At 53.2% G+C, this 20,876-nt stretch carries 22 protein-coding genes and 3 tRNA genes; 19 read left to right on the top strand and 6 right to left on the bottom strand.

All coding sequences use genetic code 11. From position 1 onward, the window contains the following. Window positions 1-28: 28 nt before the first annotated feature. Window positions 29-529: an NUDIX hydrolase gene (locus tag EDM57_RS08385; protein WP_122904302.1), complete on the bottom strand. Its 501-nt coding sequence runs from the start codon at window positions 527-529 to the stop codon at window positions 29-31. A gap of 44 nt (window positions 530-573) precedes the next feature. Next, a complete protein-coding gene (locus EDM57_RS08390; protein WP_122904344.1) occupies window positions 574-1,026 on the bottom strand; it encodes a GNAT family N-acetyltransferase in 453 nt (150 codons plus the stop codon). A 273-nt stretch (window positions 1,027-1,299) separates the two neighbouring features. On the opposite strand from EDM57_RS08390, the gene EDM57_RS08395 reads away from it, so the two are divergent. The 3 genes from EDM57_RS08395 (at window position 1,300) to EDM57_RS08405 (ending at window position 4,352) form a co-directional block, all read left to right on the top strand. After that, window positions 1,300-2,667 (top strand): D-serine ammonia-lyase, encoded by a 1,368-nt coding sequence (locus EDM57_RS08395; protein ID WP_122904345.1) that lies wholly within the window; start codon window positions 1,300-1,302, stop codon window positions 2,665-2,667. Window positions 2,668-3,001: 334 nt separating this feature from the next. Continuing rightward, a complete protein-coding gene (locus EDM57_RS08400; RefSeq protein WP_122904303.1) occupies window positions 3,002-3,652 on the top strand; it encodes a helix-turn-helix transcriptional regulator in 651 nt (216 codons plus the stop codon). Window positions 3,653-3,902: 250 nt separating this feature from the next. Continuing rightward, the gene (locus EDM57_RS08405; RefSeq protein ID WP_122904304.1) at window positions 3,903-4,352 is read left to right on the top strand and encodes a hypothetical protein; all 450 of its coding nucleotides are present in this window, start codon (window positions 3,903-3,905) and stop codon (window positions 4,350-4,352) included. Window positions 4,353-4,607: 255 nt separating this feature from the next. Here EDM57_RS08405 and trhO read toward each other — a convergent pair whose 3' ends face one another. Further along, window positions 4,608-5,549: an oxygen-dependent tRNA uridine(34) hydroxylase TrhO gene (gene trhO / locus EDM57_RS08410; RefSeq protein ID WP_122904305.1), complete on the bottom strand. Its 942-nt coding sequence runs from the start codon at window positions 5,547-5,549 to the stop codon at window positions 4,608-4,610. 216 nt (window positions 5,550-5,765) lie between these two features. On the opposite strand from trhO, the gene dut reads away from it, so the two are divergent. Further along, complete coding sequence (dut, locus tag EDM57_RS08415) at window positions 5,766-6,302, top strand: dUTP diphosphatase (protein ID WP_122904306.1); 537 nt, start codon at window positions 5,766-5,768, stop codon at window positions 6,300-6,302. A gap of 110 nt (window positions 6,303-6,412) precedes the next feature. Here dut and EDM57_RS08420 read toward each other — a convergent pair whose 3' ends face one another. Beyond that, on the bottom strand, window positions 6,413-6,715 hold the full coding sequence (locus EDM57_RS08420) for a DUF3846 domain-containing protein (RefSeq protein WP_122904307.1): 303 nt from the start codon (window positions 6,713-6,715) through the stop codon (window positions 6,413-6,415). 323 nt (window positions 6,716-7,038) lie between these two features. Here EDM57_RS08420 and EDM57_RS08425 point away from each other — a divergent pair, with 323 nt between their 5' ends. The 5 genes from EDM57_RS08425 to EDM57_RS08445 all read left to right on the top strand — a co-directional run bounded on the left by EDM57_RS08425 (window position 7,039) and on the right by EDM57_RS08445 (window position 12,958). Continuing rightward, window positions 7,039-8,106 (top strand): sulfate ABC transporter substrate-binding protein, encoded by a 1,068-nt coding sequence (locus EDM57_RS08425; protein ID WP_122904308.1) that lies wholly within the window; start codon window positions 7,039-7,041, stop codon window positions 8,104-8,106. Window positions 8,107-8,146: 40 nt separating this feature from the next. Continuing rightward, window positions 8,147-8,983: a sulfate ABC transporter permease subunit CysT gene (gene cysT, locus EDM57_RS08430; protein ID WP_122904309.1), complete on the top strand. Its 837-nt coding sequence runs from the start codon at window positions 8,147-8,149 to the stop codon at window positions 8,981-8,983. Between the two features lie 12 nt (window positions 8,984-8,995). Continuing rightward, window positions 8,996-9,862: a sulfate ABC transporter permease subunit CysW gene (gene cysW, locus EDM57_RS08435; protein ID WP_122904310.1), complete on the top strand. Its 867-nt coding sequence runs from the start codon at window positions 8,996-8,998 to the stop codon at window positions 9,860-9,862. After that, window positions 9,859-10,974, top strand: coding sequence for a sulfate/molybdate ABC transporter ATP-binding protein (locus EDM57_RS08440; protein ID WP_122904311.1), 1,116 nt, complete (start codon window positions 9,859-9,861; stop codon window positions 10,972-10,974). The genes cysW and EDM57_RS08440 overlap by 4 nt, the downstream gene beginning before the upstream one ends. 370 nt (window positions 10,975-11,344) lie before the next feature. Beyond that, window positions 11,345-12,958 (top strand): ABC-F family ATP-binding cassette domain-containing protein, encoded by a 1,614-nt coding sequence (locus EDM57_RS08445; RefSeq protein WP_122904346.1) that lies wholly within the window; start codon window positions 11,345-11,347, stop codon window positions 12,956-12,958. Window positions 12,959-13,033: 75 nt separating this feature from the next. On the opposite strand, the gene EDM57_RS08450 is transcribed toward EDM57_RS08445, so the two are convergent. Further along, entirely contained in the window at window positions 13,034-13,225 is a 192-nt protein-coding gene (locus tag EDM57_RS08450) for a hypothetical protein (RefSeq protein WP_122904312.1), read from the bottom strand. Window positions 13,226-13,430: 205 nt separating this feature from the next. Between EDM57_RS08450 and EDM57_RS08455 the strand changes: the two genes are divergently transcribed. The 6 genes from EDM57_RS08455 (at window position 13,431) to EDM57_RS08480 (ending at window position 18,360) form a co-directional block, all read left to right on the top strand. Further along, on the top strand, window positions 13,431-14,288 hold the full coding sequence (locus EDM57_RS08455) for a carbon-nitrogen hydrolase family protein (protein ID WP_122904313.1): 858 nt from the start codon (window positions 13,431-13,433) through the stop codon (window positions 14,286-14,288). A 27-nt stretch (window positions 14,289-14,315) separates the two neighbouring features. Further along, complete coding sequence (locus EDM57_RS08460) at window positions 14,316-14,984, top strand: GNAT family N-acetyltransferase (RefSeq protein ID WP_122904314.1); 669 nt, start codon at window positions 14,316-14,318, stop codon at window positions 14,982-14,984. A 47-nt stretch (window positions 14,985-15,031) separates the two neighbouring features. After that, window positions 15,032-15,703, top strand: coding sequence for a GNAT family N-acetyltransferase (locus EDM57_RS08465; RefSeq protein ID WP_122904315.1), 672 nt, complete (start codon window positions 15,032-15,034; stop codon window positions 15,701-15,703). A gap of 109 nt (window positions 15,704-15,812) precedes the next feature. Then, window positions 15,813-16,058, top strand: coding sequence for a hypothetical protein (locus EDM57_RS08470; protein WP_122904316.1), 246 nt, complete (start codon window positions 15,813-15,815; stop codon window positions 16,056-16,058). A 176-nt stretch (window positions 16,059-16,234) separates the two neighbouring features. After that, window positions 16,235-18,016 (top strand): M3 family oligoendopeptidase, encoded by a 1,782-nt coding sequence (locus EDM57_RS08475; RefSeq protein WP_122904317.1) that lies wholly within the window; start codon window positions 16,235-16,237, stop codon window positions 18,014-18,016. 101 nt (window positions 18,017-18,117) lie between these two features. Further along, a complete protein-coding gene (locus tag EDM57_RS08480) occupies window positions 18,118-18,360 on the top strand; it encodes a hypothetical protein (RefSeq protein WP_122904318.1) in 243 nt (80 codons plus the stop codon). Between the two features lie 68 nt (window positions 18,361-18,428). On the opposite strand, the gene EDM57_RS08485 is transcribed toward EDM57_RS08480, so the two are convergent. Beyond that, window positions 18,429-19,334, bottom strand: coding sequence for a C40 family peptidase (locus EDM57_RS08485; RefSeq protein WP_122904319.1), 906 nt, complete (start codon window positions 19,332-19,334; stop codon window positions 18,429-18,431). A 183-nt stretch (window positions 19,335-19,517) separates the two neighbouring features. Between EDM57_RS08485 and EDM57_RS08490 the strand changes: the two genes are divergently transcribed. From EDM57_RS08490 to EDM57_RS08505, 4 genes are all read left to right on the top strand, one after another. Next, a tRNA-Asp gene (locus EDM57_RS08490) sits at window positions 19,518-19,594 on the top strand. A 34-nt stretch (window positions 19,595-19,628) separates the two neighbouring features. Further along, a tRNA-Thr gene (locus EDM57_RS08495) sits at window positions 19,629-19,704 on the top strand. Between the two features lie 12 nt (window positions 19,705-19,716). Further along, a tRNA-Leu gene (locus tag EDM57_RS08500) sits at window positions 19,717-19,803 on the top strand. Window positions 19,804-20,059: 256 nt separating this feature from the next. Next, complete coding sequence (locus tag EDM57_RS08505; RefSeq protein ID WP_122904320.1) at window positions 20,060-20,761, top strand: hypothetical protein; 702 nt, start codon at window positions 20,060-20,062, stop codon at window positions 20,759-20,761. Window positions 20,762-20,876: the final 115 nt, after the last annotated feature.

Genomic DNA, 20,876 nt, shown 5'->3' on the forward strand with positions numbered 1-20,876 from the left:
TCGTAAGTTCAGGTGTATAGTAAGGGAATCAACCAAACAGGTATGGAGATAATTCCGGAAGCGAAGCGCGCTCGTAGCCAACCACCCGGCCGCTTTCATACGTAAATGCGTGCTCGACAGGCTCGTCGTTTTCCAACATATACGGTAAAAAACGCGGGACATTTTCCGCGATTCCTTCGTTGTCCGGGTGCAAGATCCAGTCCAGCGTCACCCAGTCCAGAATGCCTTCCTCGACTCGCCGGGGCGTGTCAAAACGCTCCCATGCATCCGGCAGCTCGGCTACGAAAGCGTACATTCCGCCAAGTACCGTCCTGTCGAGCTTCCACGAGACGATTCCTTTGTAGCGGGCGGAGGTCAACGGAATGCCGGTTTCTTCGAATACCTCGCGGAGAACGCAGGCAAGCGGTGACTCGTTTGGCGCGAGCTTGCCGCCGACGCCGTTCCAGCGGCCCATCAATGGCGGTTTGCGCCGATTCAACAGGAGAAACTCGTTTTGGTGCATAAGAAAACAGATCGTGTATGTATACATGGGAATCCTTTCTAATAGGGCAATGATGGCGATATGGACAGCCCTCAAATATCTCGGGAGAGTCGCACCATATCCGTCAACAGAATGCCGTTTTCATAGATCGATTCTTCGTAATGTCTGCGAAAAAAGTCGCGGTCGATCCAGGTCATGCGAAACCCACATTTCTGGTACAGGGCGAGCTGATTCAGGCTGGAATTGCCTGTGCCGACCTCAATCGTTTTGTATCCGGACGCCTTTGCTACCTCGATGGCGTGCAAAACGAGTTGTTTGCCGATGCCTTTTCCTTGATGGGCTTCATCCACCGCGATATTGACCAGCTCGATCGTGTCCGGGCGGGTAGGGAGCAGGACGTAGACCCCGACAATCGCCGCGTCCTGGACGGCGACATAGCACTGTCCCCTTTGCAGGTAGTCTTCCACCAATTTTGGCGAAGGATCTGCAAGCAATAGCAGAGGCATGGGGGCCTCCTCGTGCGGAGCCAGCTTTCTGATTTCCATTTTGTTCTCTCCTTTTGGCTGGGGCTTCGTCTGCTTTTGCAGCACAGACATGCCTGCTTTCAGCCGTTCCTTGCTATTGGCTAGCTTTGTATTTGTGCTATTATAACAATCGTGAAAAAAGTTTGCAAAATGTGCCAATCGCGATACGGATACGGGAGAGCTGGTAAAATATGTACAGCCACGATGCGAACGAGCTAGTATACGACACCAGTCGCATCGCCGGGCGACCACGCAACCTGACGGGCAGCAGGAACAAAAATGGAGGCGATTGCGATGGAAAACCGTATGATAGTAGCAGGAAAATCAATCGAGCAGTGGAAGCGGGAGTATCCGTTATTGTCCGAAATGATGGCGACGAAGGAAGTATTTTGGACAAATCCGGGCTATGCTCCCATCGCCTGTGCGGCTCTGTCGGTGACAGCCGAAGAGATACATGAGGCGGAGGAACGTTTGCGCCGATTCGCGCCGTTCATTCAACGCGCATTTCCGGAAACGGCCGAGGCAGGCGGACTGATCGAGTCGCCGCTCGTATCCATCGGCAAAATGCAAAGCGAACTGGCGGCCCGCTTCGCACAGGAAATACCGGGACGGCTCCTGCTGAAGTGCGATAGCCACCTGCCAATCGCAGGTTCCATCAAGGCGAGAGGCGGCATCTACGAGGTGCTCGCCCACGCGGAGGATTTGGCCAGAAAGCACGGTCTATTGCCTGCTGACGGGGATTACGCCGTGTTTGCCTCCGATTCGTATCGCGAGCTGTTTTCCCGCTACTCCATCGCTGTAGGGTCGACGGGCAATCTCGGACTGAGTATCGGGATCATCAGCGCGAAGCTCGGCTTTCGGGTGACGGTACATATGTCTGCGGATGCAAAAGCCTGGAAAAAGGAACTGCTCCGCGCAAAGGGCGTGCAAGTGATCGAATACCAGTCCGACTACGGAAAAGCGGTGGAAGAGGGCAGAAAACAGGCGGAAGCCGACCCAAATTGCTATTTTATTGACGATGAAAATTCCAGACGGCTGTTTCTCGGTTACGCGGTGGCCGCAAGACGTTTGCAAAAGCAGTTGGAGGAGCAGCAGGTTGTGGTCGACAGCGAGCATCCGCTCTTCGTGTACTTGCCGTGCGGGGTGGGCGGCGGACCGGGCGGCGTCGCCTACGGCTTGAAGCTCGTGTACGGCGATCACGTCCATTGCTTTTTTGCGGAGCCGACACATTCGCCTTGTATGCTGCTCGGCCTGATGACGGGCCTGCATGACCAGGTCGCCGTGCAAGACTTTGGTATCGACAACAGGACAGAAGCGGACGGACTGGCAGTGGGGCGGCCATCCCGTTTCGTCGGCAAGGTGATGGAATCGCTGCTCAGCGGCGTTTACACCGTGGCAGACGAGGAGTTGTACCGATTGCTGCGGGCGCTGCGCGACAGCGAGTCTGTGCGGCTGGAGCCGTCTGCGCTGGCTGGCATGCCGGGACCTGTGCGCCTGCTTGCACACGCGGCCGGGCAGCGCTACATTGACCAGCATGGCCTTGCTGGCAAGCTGGCAAACGCGACCCATATCGTCTGGGCGACCGGGGGCAGCCTGGTGCCAGCGCACATTCAGGAAGAATATTATGCCAAAGGCTTGCAGTATGACCAGAGCAGCATCTAGTCGCAAAAAGAAACGCGGTCGCCCGAGCGGGGTCAGTCCCCGGTGTGACGGCGTTTCTTTTTACTTTATGCAGACTGCGGAAATGGAAGAAAAATTCGGCGCACAGCAAGAAATATGCATAAGGTTTGCGAATAAATTTTTCTGTTCATCTGCACTGATAAGCAAAATGAAAACGTATAGCTAACAGGAATACCAGTAGTGGTCTGTCTACAGTCTTGATATATAAAAAATTCTATCCCTCTTTTCATTTCCAAGAAAAAAATATACGATACCCTTAATGATTTATAGGCATCTGCATTAACGTCAGGCGTCAGGGACGAAAGGAGCGGGAAGCATGGGGAAATATGCGGAGGAATTGAAACGGTACATTCCGGTTGCCGATGCCATAGCGCGGACTTTCGGCAGAAACTGCGAGGTCGTCTTGCACGATTTGAGCTCGCCACAAGCTTCGGTTATTTACACCGCCAACAACCACGTAACAGGCAGCGCCATCGGCGAATCGTTCCATCCTCTCCTTACACAGGTGCTTTTGTCCCAAAAGTTGCAAAATGACGTCGTAGCCAACTATCGCACCGAGACGGAGGACGGGCGGACGATCAAGTCGACGACGGCCTTGATCCGCAATGCCAAAGGAGAGGCCATCGGCGCTTTTTGCATCAACATCGACATCCAGCCGCTGGTCCACACACGCGCGTTCATCGAGGACTTCATCCGCATGGACGAGGAGCCGCCGGCGCGGGAAGAAGTGGACGGCGTGCAAAACGTGTGGGAGATCGTGGAAAAAATAATTGCCCAAATGATCTCCGGAAAAGATGTGGAGAAAATCGACAAAAGCGAAAAGCTGCGAATCGTCCAGTTCATGGACAAAAAGGGCGTGTTTTTGATTAAAGGCGCACTGGAGAAAGTGGCATCCGAATTGAAAGTTTCCAAGGTGACGATGTACAGCTATCTGGATGAGCTGCGAAAAAGCGAGAAGCCGGAGTAGGAGGGGCAAAAAGCAGGCGTGCGGCAGCTGCGCATGGAGCTGGCACGTTTTTTGCGTTCGGGGGCAGGACTCGTTACTCGTGAGGTCGAATCCTGTATGTAAGAGCCTGGCGCACCAAGTCAAAAGGTCCGTCTGCGAGTTTTGCGGCGGTTTTTTCTGCTTTCCCAGCACAATCGACATTTTCTCGCCTGTTTTTTGACTAGCGACAGCCTGTTTTTGGCGAAAATGGGATCGTAAAGGAGTGGTGAGGATGGAGCAGGTTCTTCAACTCGTAAAAGATTACTGGCCCGTTGCTGTTTGTATCATCGTGGTGATTTTGGCTGCACAATGGGTCGTGCGCAGCTTGATCCGCATCCTTTCGCTTGCGGCTATTTTCGGAGTGGTGCTGGTGCTGTTCTTCCAGTTCAGCCCGGAGGAAGTCATTCAGATGGGGCGGCAAGCCGCGGTAGCTACCCAGGAAGTGGTGGACAAGACGATTACTCCAGTGCTGGACAGCGAACTGAAGGATGCCGACATTACGTTTCAACCGGATGGCAGCTATGAAGTCAAGACGGCCAGCATTCGCATTGTGGGCAAAAAAGGAGAGACGAAGGCGACTGTCTACTACAAGGACGAAAAGTGGGAAGTGGACATCGGCCAGCTCGGCAAGCTGTTCCAGGACAGAATTGGCAAAATGGAGCAAGAAACGGCGACCATGTAAAAAACGCATGAACCTGTAGGTTCGATGCGTTTTTTTATGTCTGTTTATTAAGCTTGCCAACGCGGACGCCGTCATGGACGATTTGGCAGAAATGTGCGCGATTGCGCTTTCGGCTGTTCAGCTTGCGCGCATCGCTCGCCAGGCATCCCATAGAGACAACAGAAAGATGGACAGACCCAAGGTGAGGGGAGAGAAAGCACAAAAAAACAAGCTGACCTCCACAAAGGACTGTCAGCTTGTCTGGTTTTAGATGGGTTATGCGTTTGCTCCGGCAGCTTGCAGCTTCGCTTTTTCTTCCTCGACGAAGCGGTTGCGCGGATGCTCGCGGCATTCGTCGGAGCAGGAACGCTTGTATTTTTGCTCGCACTCAGGGCAGCAGAAGTGCTGTTTGTTGCAGAACGGATTCGCACAGTTTACATAGCGGTCTTCGACAGTGCCGCAGTAGTAGCAGCGGCCAATCACTACGTCTTCTTCGGTGTGGTTGATCGGTACGGAGATGCGCTCGTCGAACACGTAGCATTTTCCGTCCCACAGGCGGCCTTTTACTTCCGGGTCTTTACCGTAGGTGACGATTCCGCCGTGGAGCTGGTACACATCTTTAAAGCCTTGTTCCAACAGCACGCCGGTCAGCTTTTCGCAGCGAATGCCGCCTGTGCAGTAGGTGAGGACTTTTTTGTCCTTGTATTGGCTCATGTTTTTCGCGATCCACTCAGGAAACTCGCGGGAGGACTCGACTTCCGGACGGATTGCGCCGCGGAAGTGACCGAGATCGTATTCGTAGTAGTTGCGGCCATCGAGGATCACGACGTCCTCTTGCTGCATCATTTCGTAAAATTCTTTCGGGCTCAGATATTTCCCGGTTTTGACGTTTGGATCAACATCTTTTTCCAGACGCCAGGTCACCAGTTCTTTTTTCGCGCGGACGAACATCTTTTTGAACGCGTGCCCGTCCACCTCGTCTATTTTAAACCACATGTCGGCAAAACGCGGGTCTTTTCGCACATACTCCATGTAGGCATCTGTCTGCTCAATGGTACCGGATACCGTTCCGTTGATGCCCTCAGGGGCGACGATAATCCGTCCTTTCAGACCAATCTCCTTGCAAAATTGCAAGTGTTCAGCAGCATACTCCTCATAGTTGTCCACTGGGGTATACTTGTAGTAAAGCAGCACACGATATGGCTTTTGTACTTGCAAGGTACAGTTCCACCTTTCTTTTTCAATTGTAGTTTTTTGGTGCAACGGTGATTATAACACAATCAGGTGGCAAAAACCTAGAAAAAAGAAAAGGGATTTGTGAGCGTTCTATGAAAACGCGCCGAAAACAGGCAAAAAAGTGGCGAGCTTGCCGGACATCTTGTACACTATGGAAGGAAATCAGCTAATGAGGCGATAGACGAGGAGAGACTTGGAATGAAGCTGACAAATGAGCGCCTGGTTGCGCAGGTCAAACTGAAAAAGCTGCATCCGGATGCCGTGATCCCGCAATATGCGCGTGCCATGGACGCCGGATTTGATCTGGTAGCGGTGGAAGATACGATTATTGCCCCGGGGCAGTCTGCCAAAATCCCGACCGGACTTGCTTTTGCCTTGCCGGAAGGGTATGAGCTGCAAGTGCGCCCGCGTTCCGGGATTGGCGCGAAGACAAAGCTGCGCCTTTCGAATGCGCCGGGAACTGTCGATGCGGGTTATCGCGGAGAGGTGTGCGTATTGATGGACAACATCCGCATTCCTTCCGGCAAGCTCGGCAAAGTATGTCTGGATGCAAGTGAAAAAGAAGTAGAGGTAGCTGAGGAAGTGGACGCGCACAGCTACTTCATCAAGAAAGGCGACCGGATTGCGCAAGGTGTGATCGGACTGGTCCCTGTTGCCCAATTTGAGGTTGTCGACGAACTGGATGAGACGGAAAGAGGAACGGGCGGCTTCGGCAGCAGCGGCATCAACGGCTAAGCAAAAGCTGAGACCATCCACAAAAACGAAAAGACCCCTGAGAAGCAGCGTATCTGCTGGCAGATCAGGGGTCTTTTTGCTGTACGCTCGCTGTTACGAGCAAGCTGCGATTACACTTTGGACGCAAGGAAGCGGTCGATGCGGCTAATATCTTCCTCCGTGAGCGAGCGTCCGTCGGCTTTGACGAACACGCACGGACCGTAGACCCAGTCCAGATAGCCGTCAGAGGTAATCGGAAAGTTGTTTCCCAGCACGCCGCGCCCATCTTCATTCACAATCAAGGAAATTCCTTCCAGATGATCGTCGGCCACCACTTCAAAGTCGCCGTCCACCAGTTCACTCAAGGAGCTGGTATCGGCAATGTCGAGCTTCTCCGCCTGTTCATGCGGACGTTTTACATAGACGGTAATCACGTTCCTTCACTCCTTTGTCCTTTCATCATAACCGAAAGCAAAAAAATGCGCGAGACGGATGTCCGCGTCGGGTGATTGGACGAGGCGTTCGCCGACCCGCAAGAGCGCGGCGGCCTCAGCCTGCACAAAAGAAACCAGCGGCGCAAGGGAAAGTCTTGATCCCGAGAATTTGGACTGCCGCTCGCGCTCACCTCGCCCGCCTATGGGGCATAAAGTGGATGGGAAATAAGATTGACAGTGAGGGAAGGGCAGGTATAATCTAAATATCAAAGTATTCCGAGTAAAATAGTATAGATTAAAAACGGGGAGTGAGAGTTACCACAATGAACACCACAAAGGGCAAGATCCATTCCAGTCTGAGACGCATCGGAATTGTCGCGTTAGCGATTGCTTTGAGTGGATGCTCCGCGGCGTCGCAAGGAACAGAAACGGGCGGGACAGAGGCGGGAGGCAGCGCGCAAGCCGTCGAGCTGCTCAATGTCTCCTACGACCCGACGAGAGAATTTTACCAAGAAATTAACACGGAATTTGCCCAAGAGTGGAAGGAGAAAACCGGACAATCGGTTACTGTCAAGCAATCTCACGGAGGCTCCGGCAAGCAATCCCGCTCGGTCATCGACGGACTGGAAGCCGATGTCGTGACATTGGCGCTCGCCTACGATATTGATGCCCTAGCCGAGCGAGAACTGATTCCGGCCGACTGGCAAAAAAGACTGCCGGATAACAGTTCGCCCTACACCTCGACCATCGTTTTTCTGGTGCGCAAAGGTAATCCGAAACAGATCAAGGATTGGGACGATCTGGTCAAACCGGGCATCTCGGTCATCACACCGAACCCGAAAACGTCCGGGGGAGCCAGATGGAACTACCTCGCTGCCTGGGGCTATGCACTCAAGAAAAACGGGGGAGATGAAGCCAAGGCAAAGGAGTTCGTGGCGGCGCTGTTCAAAAATGTTCCGGTCCTCGACTCCGGTGCGCGCGGCTCGACGACTACCTTTGTCGAGCGGGGGATTGGCGACGTGCTGATCGCCTGGGAAAACGAAGCGTATCTCGCGGTGAATGAACTGGGCAAAGACAAATTCGAGATTGTCAATCCATCCATCAGCATTTTGGCCGAACCGCCTGTTGCCATCGTTGACAAATACGTGGAAAAGCACAAGACAAAAGAAGTCGCCGAAGCGTACCTGCAGTTCCTGTATTCAAAGAAAGGACAGGAAATCGCAGCGAAGAATTACTACCGTCCTCGCTCTGAGGAAGTGCTCAAGGCGCATACACCTGCGTTCTCTGAAATCGAACTGTTCACAATCGACGAACTGTTCGGAGGGTGGACGAAGGCGCAGCAAACGCATTTCTCCGACCAGGGCGTCTTCGATCAACTGTACCAACCGTAAACGCCAGAAAACATAACCTGTCATCAGAGGAGTCAGCTCCATGAAAAAATTATTTTCGCGCAGGGGGTTTTTGCCGGGCTTCGGGATGACGATGGGCTACACCATCATTTATTTGAGCCTGCTGGTGCTGATCCCCCTGTCGGTCCTTTTTTTAAAAGCTTCCACATTAAGCTGGGAACAATTTGTGGGCACGATTCTCGATGCGCGCGTGCTCGCTTCGATTCGCGTCAGTATTCTCACTTCTTTTTTTGCCGCCTGTGTCAATGCCGTATTCGGCGTCCTGGTCGCCTGGGTGCTGACCCGCTACCAGTTTCCCGGCAAACGCATCATTGACGGCATCGTCGACCTCCCGTTTGCCTTGCCGACAGCAGTAGGCGGGATTGCGCTCACCTCCATCTACGCTGAAAACGGGTGGATCGGGCAGTATTTGGCGGAGTGGGGGATCAAAGTCGCGTATACGCCAATCGGCATCTGGGTGGCCTTGACGTTTATCGGTCTGCCGTTTGTCGTGCGGACGGTGCAGCCTGTCTTGCAGGACTGGGATCTGCAGATGGAGGAAGCGGCTGCGACGTTGGGGGCGACACGCTTTCACACGTTTACCCGCGTCATTTTGCCCCATTTGCTGCCGGCGATCATTACCGGCTTTGCCCTTGCTTTTGCCCGAGCGCTCGGCGAGTACGGTTCTGTCGTCTTTATTTCCGGCAATATGCCGCTCAAGACAGAAATTGTGCCGCTGCTCATCATGACAAAGCTGGAGCAGTTCGACTACGCGGGCGCGACAGCGATTGCGACGGTCATGCTCGTTGCCTCGTTTGTCATGCTGCTGATGATTAACTACTTGCAATGGAGGATGAACAAATTCGATGCGGCACGATAGAGGGTGTGACCAATGAAGCATGTAACGGAGCCAGCCTACGTGCGCTGGAGCTTGATCGCGGTTGCTTTTCTGTTTCTCGGACTGTTTCTCATCCTGCCGCTGATTGCCGTCTTTACCGAGGCGTTCAAGCAGGGGGCAGACGTGTTTTTCGCCGCCATTTCCGACCCGGAAACGCTGTCGGCGGTCAAATTGACGCTTTTGGTCGCCGCCATCAGCGTGCCGTTGAACGTCACGTTTGGCGTCGCCGCTGCGTGGGCCATCGCGAAGTTTTCGTTTCGCGGCAAAAATGTGCTGCTGACGCTGATTGATTTGCCCTTTGCAGTGTCGCCTGTCATCGCCGGGCTGATTTTCGTTCTCCTGTTTGGCAGCGAAGGAATTGCCGCGCCGTTGTTGGCTACGCTTGATCTGAAAATCATTTTCGCCGTGCCGGGCATTGTGCTGGCGACGACTTTTGTCACGTTTCCGTTTGTCGCTCGCGAGCTGATCCCCGTGATGGAGGCGCAGGGCAAGGACGAAGAGGAAGCGGCCGTGTCGCTCGGGGCGAGCGGCTGGAAAACGTTTTGGCGCGTCACCTTGCCGAATGTGAAATGGGGCATACTGTATGGCGTCATTCTCTGCAATGCCCGGGCGATGGGCGAATTTGGCGCTGTCTCGGTCGTTTCCGGACATATTCGCGGCATGACCAACACGCTGCCTCTGCACGTGGAGATTTTGTACAACGAATACCAGTTTGCTGCGGCTTTTTCGGTCGCGACGCTACTCGCTGTGCTGGCACTGGTTACGCTCGTCGTAAAAAGCGTAATCGAGTGGAAAACAGAGCGACAGTTCGAGGTGGAAGAGGAATATCACTTTGACGTGTCAGGAGAGAGGGCAGGATGAGCATTGAGGTTGTCAACATTTCAAAGACGTACAAAAACTTTACCGCGCTGCAAAATGTCAATTTGCACATTCCCGAAGGCGAACTGGTCGCGCTGTTAGGCCCGTCCGGCTCCGGCAAGACGACCCTGCTCCGGCTGATCGCCGGACTGGAGCAGGCGCAGCAAGGGAGCATCCTGTTTAACGGCGAGGACAATACAAATCGGGATGTGCGCGAGCGTCAAGTCGGGTTTGTGTTCCAGCATTACGCCCTGTTTCGGCACATGACGATTTTTGACAACATCGCATTCGGTCTGACCGTCCGTCCCCGCAAAACAAGGCCAAGCAAAGCAGAGATTCGCGAAAAAGTGCATTCGCTGCTCAGGTTGGTGCAATTGGAAGGGCTGGCGCATCGCTATCCTTCGCAATTGTCCGGGGGACAGCGACAGCGTGTCGCGCTGGCCAGAGCGCTTGCGGTGGAGCCAAAATTTTTGCTTCTGGATGAGCCTTTTGGCGCATTGGACACAAAAGTCAGGCAGGAGTTGCGGCGCTGGCTGCGCCATTTGCACGGAAAGCTCGGCTTGACGATTTTGTTCGTGACGCACGACCAGGAAGAAGCGATGGAGCTGGCAGACCGCGTCGTCGTCATGAATGAAGGCAGGGTGGAACAGGTCGGCACGCCCGAAGAAATTTACCACAAGCCTGCCAACCCGTTTGTCTACAGCTTCCTTGGCCGAGTCAACCTGTTTCACGGGCGGATTCAGGACGGACGGATCAAGCTGGGGGAAGCGGAGTTCGAGGCGGAGCACGCTCATTTTGATGGGCCGGCTGTCGGCTACATGCGTCCGCATGACGTGGAAGTGTCGCTGCACCCGCCGAAATCGTCCGCGACCACAGCCGTTCGGGCGCAAATCGAACGGATTACACCGCTCGGCCCGTTCGTCCGTCTGGAATTGAAGCGGCTGGATACGAAGGAAGTGTTTGAAGCGGAGATGAGCCGTCAGCGGTTTTTGGAGCTGAACGTGGTCGAAGGCGGCTTGGTGTACGTGACGCTGCACAACGTCTCCATTTTTGTGGAAAACGCGCCGGCGATCAAGCCAACGCGGGTCTACGTTCCGCAGCAGGTCAGCATTTGAACGATCACGACAAAACGAAGGCAAAACCGGTCTGCACAAAAAGGCAGGCCGGTTTTCGCGTGGAAGGGCACGATTATTCGCCCCGTTGCTTGGAGCGAGTTTCTTCCTTGCCGACCGTCGTCGAAGAGCGGGTCTGGGAAGGATTTTCTTTTTTGCCCATCTCGTTTTTGACTCCGTTGTGCTTGGACATTGTCACGACCTCTTTCTTCGTTAGGGTGGAAATACAGTGGTAGCATTCCCGGTTTTGCAACAATCCATGAGGAAAAGTGTCAAGGCTGAGATTTGTCGCAGCGGCAATTCTTTTGCAATATGAGGTTGGCTCTGGTAAGATAAGTGTTTGAACGATTCAAAAAAGGCAGGTATTGCGACGATGATAAGCACTCAGAACGTGACGCTGCGCTACGGCAAACGCGCACTGTTTGAAGATGTATCGATCAAGTTTACCCCTGGTAACTGTTACGGCCTCATCGGTGCGAACGGTGCGGGGAAATCTACATTTCTCAAGATTCTCTCCGGAGAGATTGAACCGACGAGCGGACACGTTTCGGTGACACCAGGCGAGCGTATCGCTGTGTTGAAGCAGAACCATTTCGAGTTTGACGAGTATGAAGTCCTGAAAACCGTCATTATGGGTCACAAGCGCCTGTACGAGATCATGGAAGAAAAAACGGCGCTCTACATGAAAGAAGACTTCAACGAAGAGGACGGCAACCGCGCCTCAGAGCTGGAAGCGGAATTCGAAGAGCTGAACGGCTGGATGGCAGAAGCGGATGCAGCAAGCCTTCTGATTGGTCTGGGCATCCCGACCGAACTGCACGACAAACTGATGAAAGACCTGTCCGGTACGGAAAAAGTACGGGTATTGCTCGCGCAAGCGCTGTTTGGCAACCCGCACATTCTGCTTTTGGACGAGCCGACGAACCACTTGGATATTGAGTCGATTCGCTGGCTGGAAAACTTCCTGGCCGATTATGAAAACACCGTCATCGTCGTTTCCCATGACCGTCACTTCCTGAACAAAGTGTGTACGCACATCGCGGATATTGACTTCGGCAAAATTCAAATGTACGTGGGTAACTACGACTTCTGGTACGAATCCAGCCAGCTCGCGCTGAAGATGGCTCGTGAACAGAACAAGAAAAAAGAAGAGAAGATGAAGGAACTCCAGGAGTTCATCGCGCGCTTCTCCGCCAACGCTTCCAAGTCGAAGCAAGCGACCTCGCGCAAAAAGCTGCTGGAGAAAATTACACTGGAAGACATCCGTCCATCCAGCCGCAAATATCCGTTCATCAACTTCAAGCCGGAGCGCGAAGCGGGCAAAAACCTGCTTTCGATTGAAGGCTTGAGCAAGACAGTGGAGGGCGAAAAGCTGTTTGAAAACCTCCATCTGGTCATCAACAAAGGGGACAAGGTAGCGTTTGTCGGACCAAATGAGCTGGCAAAGACGACCTTCTTCCAGATTTTGATGGGCGAAGTTGAGCCGGACAGCGGTTCTTTTGAATGGGGAGTCACCACTTCCCGCGCGTACTTCCCGAAAGACAACGCCCAATACTTCGACACAGATTTGAATCTCGTGGATTGGCTGCGTCAATACTCCAAGGAGCAAGACGAGACGTTCATCCGCGGATTCCTTGGCCGCATGCTGTTCTCGGGCGACGAAGCGCTGAAAAAAGCGAACGTGCTGTCCGGGGGCGAAAAGGTTCGCTGCATGCTGTCCAAAATGATGCTGTCTGGCGCCAACGTGCTGATTATGGACGAACCGACGAACCACCTGGACCTGGAATCGATTACGGCGTTGAACAACGGCTTGATCGACTTCGATGGAACCGTGCTGTTCGTCTCCCACGACCATCAGTTCGTGCAAACGATCGCCAACCGGATCATCGAGTTCACACCAAAAGGCGTGATCGACAAGATGATGACCTACGACGAGTACCTCGACAGCGAAGAAATCAAGCGCCTTCGCGAAGAGCACTACGCGTAAAAGCGAAAACCCGTATCCTGCGCACCAATCGTTGTGCCGGATACGGGTTTTTTTGGCGGTTAAAAAAGCAGGCTGCTAGGGTGTGGACGGCTCGTCCTCCAGCAACTCCACTTTGTTCAAAAACGACTCCTTGCTGGAAAAAATCACGCGTTCCTTACGCGGAGCCGTAAAAAAGACGACGATGTACTGCTCGTCGATGTATTCAACGATTCCGCGTTTCTTCGGACGCTCTTTCGTTTTCACAGGCTTGTTCAACCATTCATCCATCTGGATTCCTCCTATGTCTCACGTAGCTATTATACCAGCTTTCGAAGGGATGAACGTAACGTAAAAAACGAACGGACATCCTGTTTCGCCGGAGCAGTCGCCTCAACGTCCAGCCTTTGCACTTGTTTATCTGGAAAGAGAGACTTTCCCGATCATTTTTGATATATTTTAGACATCTGGAAAAAAGGAAGGAAGGAAGATTGCCGTGAAAATGCGCGTCTCCGCAGTGCAGTACCATCTGCATACGATACATAGCTTTGAAGATTTTGCCAATCAAGTCGAGCACTACGTCCGTAACGCCCAGGAGTACGACAGCGAATTTTTGCTGTTTCCGGAATTGTTCACCACCCAGCTCATGTCCATCGGTGACGGACAAGGAAACGCTTTGCCGATTACAGCGCTGCCGTCCTTTACAGAGCGGTACGTGCAGCTGTTTACTTCGCTTGCTGCCAAGTACGACATGCACCTCATCGGCGGCACGCACATTATCGAGGAAAACGGCAAGCTGTACAACACCGCCTTTTTGTTCTACCCGGACGGACGGGTGGGCCAGCAAAAGAAAATCCACATCACGCCCTGGGAAATCAAAGGCTGGAACATGGGGGCAGGCGACGCGCTGCAAATTTTTGAAACCGACAAAGGCAAGGTCGCGCTGATTATTTGCTACGACATCGAGTTTCCCGAGTGGGTGCGCATCGCCAAGGCTCGCGGCGCAGACGTCATTTTCTGTCCGTCCTGCACCGACGACCGCCACGCTTTCCATCGCGTACGCTACACGAGCCATGCGCGCACCATCGAAAATCAGGTGTACGTCGTTCTGACGGGGACAGTAGGTTCGCTGCCGACAGTCGACTTTATGCGTGCCAACTTCGGTCAGGCGGCGATTTTGACGCCAAACGATGTGCCGTTCCCGCCGCGCGGAGTGCTTGCTGAAGGCGAAATCAACCAGGACATGCTCGTGACCGCCGACCTTGACCTGTCGCTGTTGTACGAAGTGCGGGAAAAAGGCTCGGTGACAACGTGGCGCGACCGTCGCACAGACCTGTATCCCGATTGGAGCTAGCATCTCGCGAACAGACGGAGGATGGAAATGTACCGCAAAGAACTGTATGTGTTTGAAGGGGACAAGCCGCGCAAGGCTGTCATCCGCAACTACAACCGCTCCGACTTTTTCGAGCTGATCCAGATTCAGGCGGAGAGCTTCCCGCCGCCGTTTCCATCCGAGCTGTGGTGGAACCAGGAGCAGCTCACCAACCACATTACGCTGTTTCCCGAGGGCGCGATTTGCGTGGAGGTGGACGGTGTCCTGGCAGGCTCGATGACCGGACTGCTCGTGACATTCGATCCTGCGCACCCGGAGCACAAGTGGGCAGACGTGACCGACAACGGTTACATCCGCAACCACGATCCAAACGGGGACACGCTGTACATCGTGGACATCTGCATCCGGCCGAGCCACCGCAAACTCGGACTCGGACAACTGATGATGCAGGCAATGTACGAGCTGGTCGTCCAAAAAGGCTTGAAACGGCTTTTGGGCGGCGGAAGAATGCCTGGTTACGGCCGCTATGCAGATGAGTGGACGCCGGAGCAATACGTCGAGCGCGTGGTGGCGGGAGAGGTCAAAGACCCGGTCATTACGTTTCTCATGCGTTGTGGCCGGATGCCTGTGCAAATTGTGCCGAACTATTTGGAGGACGAGGAGTCCCGCAACTACGCCGTGCTGATGGAGTGGAAAAACCCGTTTCTCGCACGCTAGGCGACGAACGAATTACCGATTTTTCAGAACCAGGAGGATGAATCACGATGGAATTTGTACGCATTCAACATATTGACAATCCGCTGTTTGCCAAAATGCACCGCTTGATGCAGGAAGTTTTCCCGCCAGAGGAGGTTCTCGCCTACGAATTGTGGAAAGAGCCGCTCGAAGACCCGGGAATTCGCGTATTTGTGGCCGTACATGAAGGCGAGGTAGTCGGCGCTACCGAATACCGCTACTATCCTGATCTGAACGTCGCCATGACCGACTTCACCATTATCGGGCGGGAAGGGCTTGGCGTAGGCCGTTTTCTGGCGAGAGAGCGGCAAAAAGACCTGCTCGCGCTGGCGAAGGAAAATGGCAAGGAACTGTACGGCATGTTTGCCGAAATTTACGATCCGTACCGCGTGCAGGAGCACAGCTTTGGCGGCATCAAGCCGATGGACCCGTTCGTGCGCCGGGAAGTTCTTTCCCATCTGGGCTACAAGCGCACGAATATCGCGTATGTGCATCCATCCTGGCAAAACGATGGTGAAGCAGTAGCTGGACTCGACCTTGGCTTCCTGCCGACGAATGAAGAGCAGACAAGTCTGGAGGCAGAACTGATCGTCACTTTCCTCAAGCGCTATTACGCCGTCCTGCCGCAAAAGCCGCAAGCTTGGCTGGACATGGTGGCAGAGCTTGAGAGCAAGGAAAGCGTAGAGCTTCTGCCGATCTAATCCCAAAGCGATACACAGCACGAACCGACACTCCTGTGGAGCTCACCAGCCTGGCTTCACGGGAGTTTTTCTTCTCCCATCCGCTCTGGCCAGACAGGGGTGAAAAAGAGTGAACGCGCAAAATCTCGCATCGATTCTTCTTTACCTAGCCGTCCTTCTCCATCTGCTCGGCATGAGCGGCTGGGTCCAGGCAAAGCTCTCCCAACCGATTCAGCTTGCGACACTGGCCTTCATGCTGACTGCCTTGTTTGTGCTGCGCAAAAAGAAGCGCAAAGCAAGACGCCGCACGAGAAAGCCGCCAGCCGAAGTGGCTGTCATGCTGGAGAGGGCCGAAGAAGGGGAGCCGGGAAAATGATCCCCGATGTCTCTTGCGACTGCCTGATTCCAACGTGGAGCAGCTGCGAAGGTTATCGCTTGGGGCGGCTTTGTTTTTTGCGCGCATGTTTTTTATAAAAACTTGCTTAATCTATCTAAATTTTTTTACAATAGAGTCTGATACATAGCATACATAGGCATAAGGAGGCCGAACTCATGAACATGCGCTGGAACTTGGACGTTTTGTACACGTCGTTTGACTCGCCGGAATGCAGGCAAGATTGGGAAAAACTGTGCCGGGAAATGAACGAGCTAAAGAGCTGGGCCGCAATGAGCCTGCAATCGCCAGAAGACGCTGTCGAGAAGATGGAGGCGTACATTACCCGGCTGACGTCGATCTTGCAGACGCAGTACCGCTTGTACGCGTTTGGCGAGCTGACGGCAAGTGTAGACGCGAAAAACGAAAAAGCGCTGCAATTGATCGAGAAAGTACAGGAGCAGTCCGTCGAGCTGGTGGAGCCGGGCGTGCAGTTCCAGAAATGGCTGGGCCAGCTGGACAACCTGAGCGAGTTGATTGGCCAGTCAGAGCTGCTGGAAACCCATCGCTTCATGCTGACCGAACTGTCCGAGAAGAGCAAGTACATGCTCAGCGAAAAAGAAGAGATCATTTTGGCGAAAATGAAAAACACAGGCTCCAACGCCTGGACGAAGCTGCAGGAAATGCTGACCTCGACCTTGTTGGTGGACATCACCGTTGACGGAGAGGCGAAACAGCTTCCTCTGCCAGTCGTGCGCAACATGGCATATGAAAAAGATGCAACGCTTCGCAAAACCGCCTACGAGGCAGAGCTTGCCGCCTACAAAAAGATCGAGGAATCGTCTGCGGCGTGCCTGAACGGCATCAAGGGCGAGGTTATCACCGTAGCCAAGCTGCGCGGCTATGAATCGCCCCTGGAAAAAACATTGCTCGATTCGCGCATGGACAAGGCGACACTCGACGCGATGCTCACGGCCATGAAGGAAAGCTTGCCGGCCTTTACGAAATACTTCCGGGCAAAAGCCAAGCTGCTCGGACATGAGAACGGCTTGCCGTTCTACGACCTGTTCGCTCCGGTGGGCGAAGCCGACATGCGCTTCACGTATCAGGAAGCGCGCGATTTTATTGTCAAGCATTTTGGCAGCTTCAGCGAAAAGCTGGCGAATTATGCAGCCCGCGCTTTTGACAACCAGTGGATTGACGCCGAGATTCGCGAAGGCAAACGCGGCGGAGCGTTTTGCTACAACCTGCACATGGTCGGGGAAAGCCGGATCATGGCCAACTACACGGGCAGCTACAGTGACGTAAGCACATTGGCGCATGAGCTGGGACATGGCTATCATGGCGAATGTCTCGTCCAGGAAGCGTTCTGCAACAGCGACTACCCGATGCCGATTGCCGAAACCGCGTCGATCCTGTGTGAAACGATTATTGCCAAAGCGGCTTTGGCCCAGGCGACACCCGAAGAAGCGTTTTCGATCCTGGAAAACGACATCTCGGGCGCCGGCCAGGTCATCGTCGATATTTACAGCCGCTACCTGTTTGAAACGGCCGTATTTGCCCGTCGTGCGGAAGGCTCCCTGTCCGTCAACGAGCTGAAGGAGCTGATGCTGCAAGCGCAAAAAGACGCCTACGGAGAAGGGCTGGACCATGCCGTGCTGCATCCGTACATGTGGGTGTGCAAGCCGCATTACTATAGTGCCGACTTCAACTTCTACAACTTCCCGTACGCCTTTGGCTTGCTGTTTGCCAAAGGACTGTACGCCGAGTATGTGAAGCGCGGCGAAGCGTTCGTCCAGCAATATGACGAGCTTTTGTCTGTCACAGGCAAAATGAACATTGCGGATGTGGCGGCTATCATGGATGTCGACGTGCGCTCGGTTGACTTCTGGCGCAGCTCGCTTGCCTTGATCGAAAAAGATATTGATACGTTTGTAGAGCTTGCCGCAGCACGTGCGTAAGCTTGCAGGAAAAAACGCCCGATAAGCGAGTCGGGCGTTTTTTGACGCATAGCAACGGACGGACCGGGAAACAGTAAGAAAAAAGCAAATGAGGTGATGACGTGGTAAACGGATTGCAGTTACTCGACTTACTGCGGGAAACAGAGAACAAAATGCTGCATCTACATAGAGCCATCGACAGGGTCAGTAGCGAACCCGATTTTAAAGAGTCGGTCAGCGTTCTCACCACAGTTGTACGCGATTACCAGCTTCAGCTCGACAAGATGAAGCAGGCCTTGGGAAAAATCGAAATCGGGGGCAATCAGACACCTCCGCAGGCCGGACAACATTCGGAAATTCATTGATACGAGTCCCACATGCAAACAGCCCACAACCTGCAGACAGGTGTGGGCTGTTTGTTTGGATCAAACTACTAGAAATCGACGTAGCGCTTCACGCCGTAAAACGGATACAGCTTGTGCATGTACTCCACTTTGCCATAGCGTACGTCTTCGCCGTTTGCATGGACGATCGTGCCGTTCCCCAGGTAAATCGCTACGTGGGATACACGTCCTTTTCCAAGGGAATCATAAAACAGCAGGTCGCCCGGCTTTGCCTGCTCCAGCGGAACCGATGTTCCACCGCGGAATTGTTCCTCGGATGTGCGCGGAAGAGTTACTCCGAGTCGGCTAAATACGTAGGAAGTAAAGCCGCTGCAATCAAATCCGTCCGGGGTAGTTCCTCCAGTCACATACGGAGTTTTGAGCAATGGTTCAAAGATCGCTTCCAGACGATGCAGGCTTGCGGAATCAACTTCGCCTGTAAACACAAGGTCAGGGGTGAGCTTTGGACTCAAGTAAGCGGAGAAGACGTAGGCTTCATCATCTTCGAACTCGATTTTGGTCCACTCGCTGCCAGTCTCGACGACTTCAACCAGGTCGCCATACTTCAGCTTGCCTAACACTTTCGCATCCGTCGACGCTTTTTTGCGCACGTTCAGCACATCTGCTGTCACGCGAGCTTTTTCGCCAGCCGTCAATTCTTCCGGCTCATTCTGGGCGGAAAGATTGGAGCCGGCTATCACATCGAGAGGGAGATCGCCTCCAGCGCCTGCCGACAGGCTTCCCTCAGGCAAAGCCAAAGTCTGGCCAATCGACAGCTGATCGCTTTTCAGCTGGTTCACTTGCATGAGCTGGCTGACCGTAGTCTGGTGCTCACGGGCAATTTTGCTCAACGTGTCCCCTGCTGATACTACGTACACTCCAGAGGAGGCGTGAGCAGCAGTTGGCAGCAGAGTGAAGAGGGCGAGGGAGGTGAGTAGCTTCGAAGTCAGTTTCATATCATCGTCTCCACCAATCTACTATTTTCTGCATATCTGGATAAAATTTTAACGGATTTTCAATGGTAAATCTATGAAAAAATGATGGAGAAAAAATTTTCAAAAACTATTGCAAAGTTGGTAGAAAACATGCTATATTACAGAAGTGCCCACGATAGTGAGTAAAAAATGGAAAAACCACATGGAGCTGTGGTGAAGTTGGAGTTCACGCCGGTCTGTCACACCGGAGGTCGCGGGTTCGAGTCCCGTCAGCTCCGCCATCTTTTGATAAACGAATGGCGAATATCATTACTTGCCGGCGTAGCTCAATTGGTAGAGCACCTGAATCGTAATCAGGGGGTTGTGGGTTCGATTCCTATCGCCGGCACCATGTGTTTTATATGCGGTCGTGGCGGAATTGGCAGACGCGCTAGATTCAGGTTCTAGTGGTGGCAACACCGTGGAGGTTCAAGTCCTCTCGACCGCACCATACGAGTAGACGACAGGCTTTTGGGCTGCTTTTTCGGCAGAACAAAAGCCTTTTTGCTTTTCATGATCTGGACATGGCTGACTCTGCTGGCTGCGGCAGGCTTGTCCTGCTCCCAGCAACGCGTAAGCAGTGTACAACATCCCGCAGCAGTTTGAATCATCCGATTTTTCATGGGCTGATACGGTAACGTGCGAGTTACAGGTGGGCATACACAGTCGAATAAAACAATTTTGCTGATAGAATGGAGTGGAAACAGATGGGAGAAGAGGTTATCGCCTTAACCTGCCGGACATGTCGCCAATTATCGGAGCCAATCAAGATGGAAAGCAAGTTTTTCGACATTGTCGGTTTCGAAAATGACGTGATGGAATGGTCTGATTTCGCAACCGAAGTCCCCCCGCTGGATGACCCTTATTGGGTACGTTCTGAGCGCCCGCCTGTACAAGGGCAGGCCAGAACGGTAAAAGTATACCATCCTTTCCATATGCAAATGGGAAAACCTTTTTGGATGTTGTACACTCCGCTCTCTTCCAGTCTCAATGGGTGGGACTCTCATCCGGAAGAGATTGAGCAATCGTGTTTTGTCCAGTGCTCGATTGAACGCGTGATTGAGCGGAATGAATGGCAAGCATGGCTGCAAGTCAAGGTTTTAGAAGTAAGGATGATTCATGATTTTGCTCATGATTTTCCCGTACGAAAGGGGGACGATGGGTATCTGGATGATTTCAGGATGTTTCGGAAGCCATCTATTTGTCATTACCGAGATTGGCTATTTATCAGCGCAGGCGCAGAGGGCGATCTCGGCGTATTATGGGGAATCGTAAAACAAATAGAGGGTCGGTACCATTTGCTTGCATTTGGGGATTGGGGCTTTCATAAAAATAATGTCTTTGGGGGGAATATTCTGTTGCCTACGCAGTCAATGGAGGAATTGATTGGACAGGCAGAGCAGGATTAAACCGTCCAAGATTGGCAGCTTGCTCGCTCGTTCCTGCATGGGCTACAGCAGATTGCACGGCTATGAGTACAAACATTCGAATATCCGCTAACGCAAAAAAGGGGCTGTCCAGAAA

The sequence above is a fragment of the Brevibacillus gelatini genome, assembly GCF_003710935.1.
Classification (GTDB): domain Bacteria; phylum Bacillota; class Bacilli; order Brevibacillales; family Brevibacillaceae; genus Brevibacillus; species Brevibacillus gelatini.

Excerpts from the sequence above, each read along its gene's own strand:
- EDM57_RS08385 (WP_122904302.1), bottom strand. The coding sequence starts at position 529 with ATGTATACATACACGATCTGTTTTCTTATGCACCAAAACGAGTTTCTC.
- EDM57_RS08390 (WP_122904344.1), bottom strand. The coding sequence starts at position 1,026 with ATGGAAATCAGAAAGCTGGCTCCGCACGAGGAGGCCCCCATGCCTCTG.
- EDM57_RS08395 (WP_122904345.1), top strand. The coding sequence starts at position 1,300 with ATGGAAAACCGTATGATAGTAGCAGGAAAATCAATCGAGCAGTGGAAG.
- EDM57_RS08400 (WP_122904303.1), top strand. The coding sequence starts at position 3,002 with ATGGGGAAATATGCGGAGGAATTGAAACGGTACATTCCGGTTGCCGAT.
- EDM57_RS08405 (WP_122904304.1), top strand. The coding sequence starts at position 3,903 with ATGGAGCAGGTTCTTCAACTCGTAAAAGATTACTGGCCCGTTGCTGTT.
- dut (WP_122904306.1), top strand. The coding sequence starts at position 5,766 with ATGAAGCTGACAAATGAGCGCCTGGTTGCGCAGGTCAAACTGAAAAAG.
- EDM57_RS08425 (WP_122904308.1), top strand. The coding sequence starts at position 7,039 with ATGAACACCACAAAGGGCAAGATCCATTCCAGTCTGAGACGCATCGGA.
- cysT (WP_122904309.1), top strand. The coding sequence starts at position 8,147 with ATGAAAAAATTATTTTCGCGCAGGGGGTTTTTGCCGGGCTTCGGGATG.
- cysW (WP_122904310.1), top strand. The coding sequence starts at position 8,996 with ATGAAGCATGTAACGGAGCCAGCCTACGTGCGCTGGAGCTTGATCGCG.
- EDM57_RS08440 (WP_122904311.1), top strand. The coding sequence starts at position 9,859 with ATGAGCATTGAGGTTGTCAACATTTCAAAGACGTACAAAAACTTTACC.
- EDM57_RS08445 (WP_122904346.1), top strand. The coding sequence starts at position 11,345 with ATGATAAGCACTCAGAACGTGACGCTGCGCTACGGCAAACGCGCACTG.
- EDM57_RS08450 (WP_122904312.1), bottom strand. The coding sequence starts at position 13,225 with ATGGATGAATGGTTGAACAAGCCTGTGAAAACGAAAGAGCGTCCGAAG.
- EDM57_RS08460 (WP_122904314.1), top strand. The coding sequence starts at position 14,316 with ATGTACCGCAAAGAACTGTATGTGTTTGAAGGGGACAAGCCGCGCAAG.
- EDM57_RS08465 (WP_122904315.1), top strand. The coding sequence starts at position 15,032 with ATGGAATTTGTACGCATTCAACATATTGACAATCCGCTGTTTGCCAAA.
- EDM57_RS08475 (WP_122904317.1), top strand. The coding sequence starts at position 16,235 with ATGAACATGCGCTGGAACTTGGACGTTTTGTACACGTCGTTTGACTCG.
- EDM57_RS08485 (WP_122904319.1), bottom strand. The coding sequence starts at position 19,334 with ATGAAACTGACTTCGAAGCTACTCACCTCCCTCGCCCTCTTCACTCTG.
- EDM57_RS08505 (WP_122904320.1), top strand. The coding sequence starts at position 20,060 with ATGGGAGAAGAGGTTATCGCCTTAACCTGCCGGACATGTCGCCAATTA.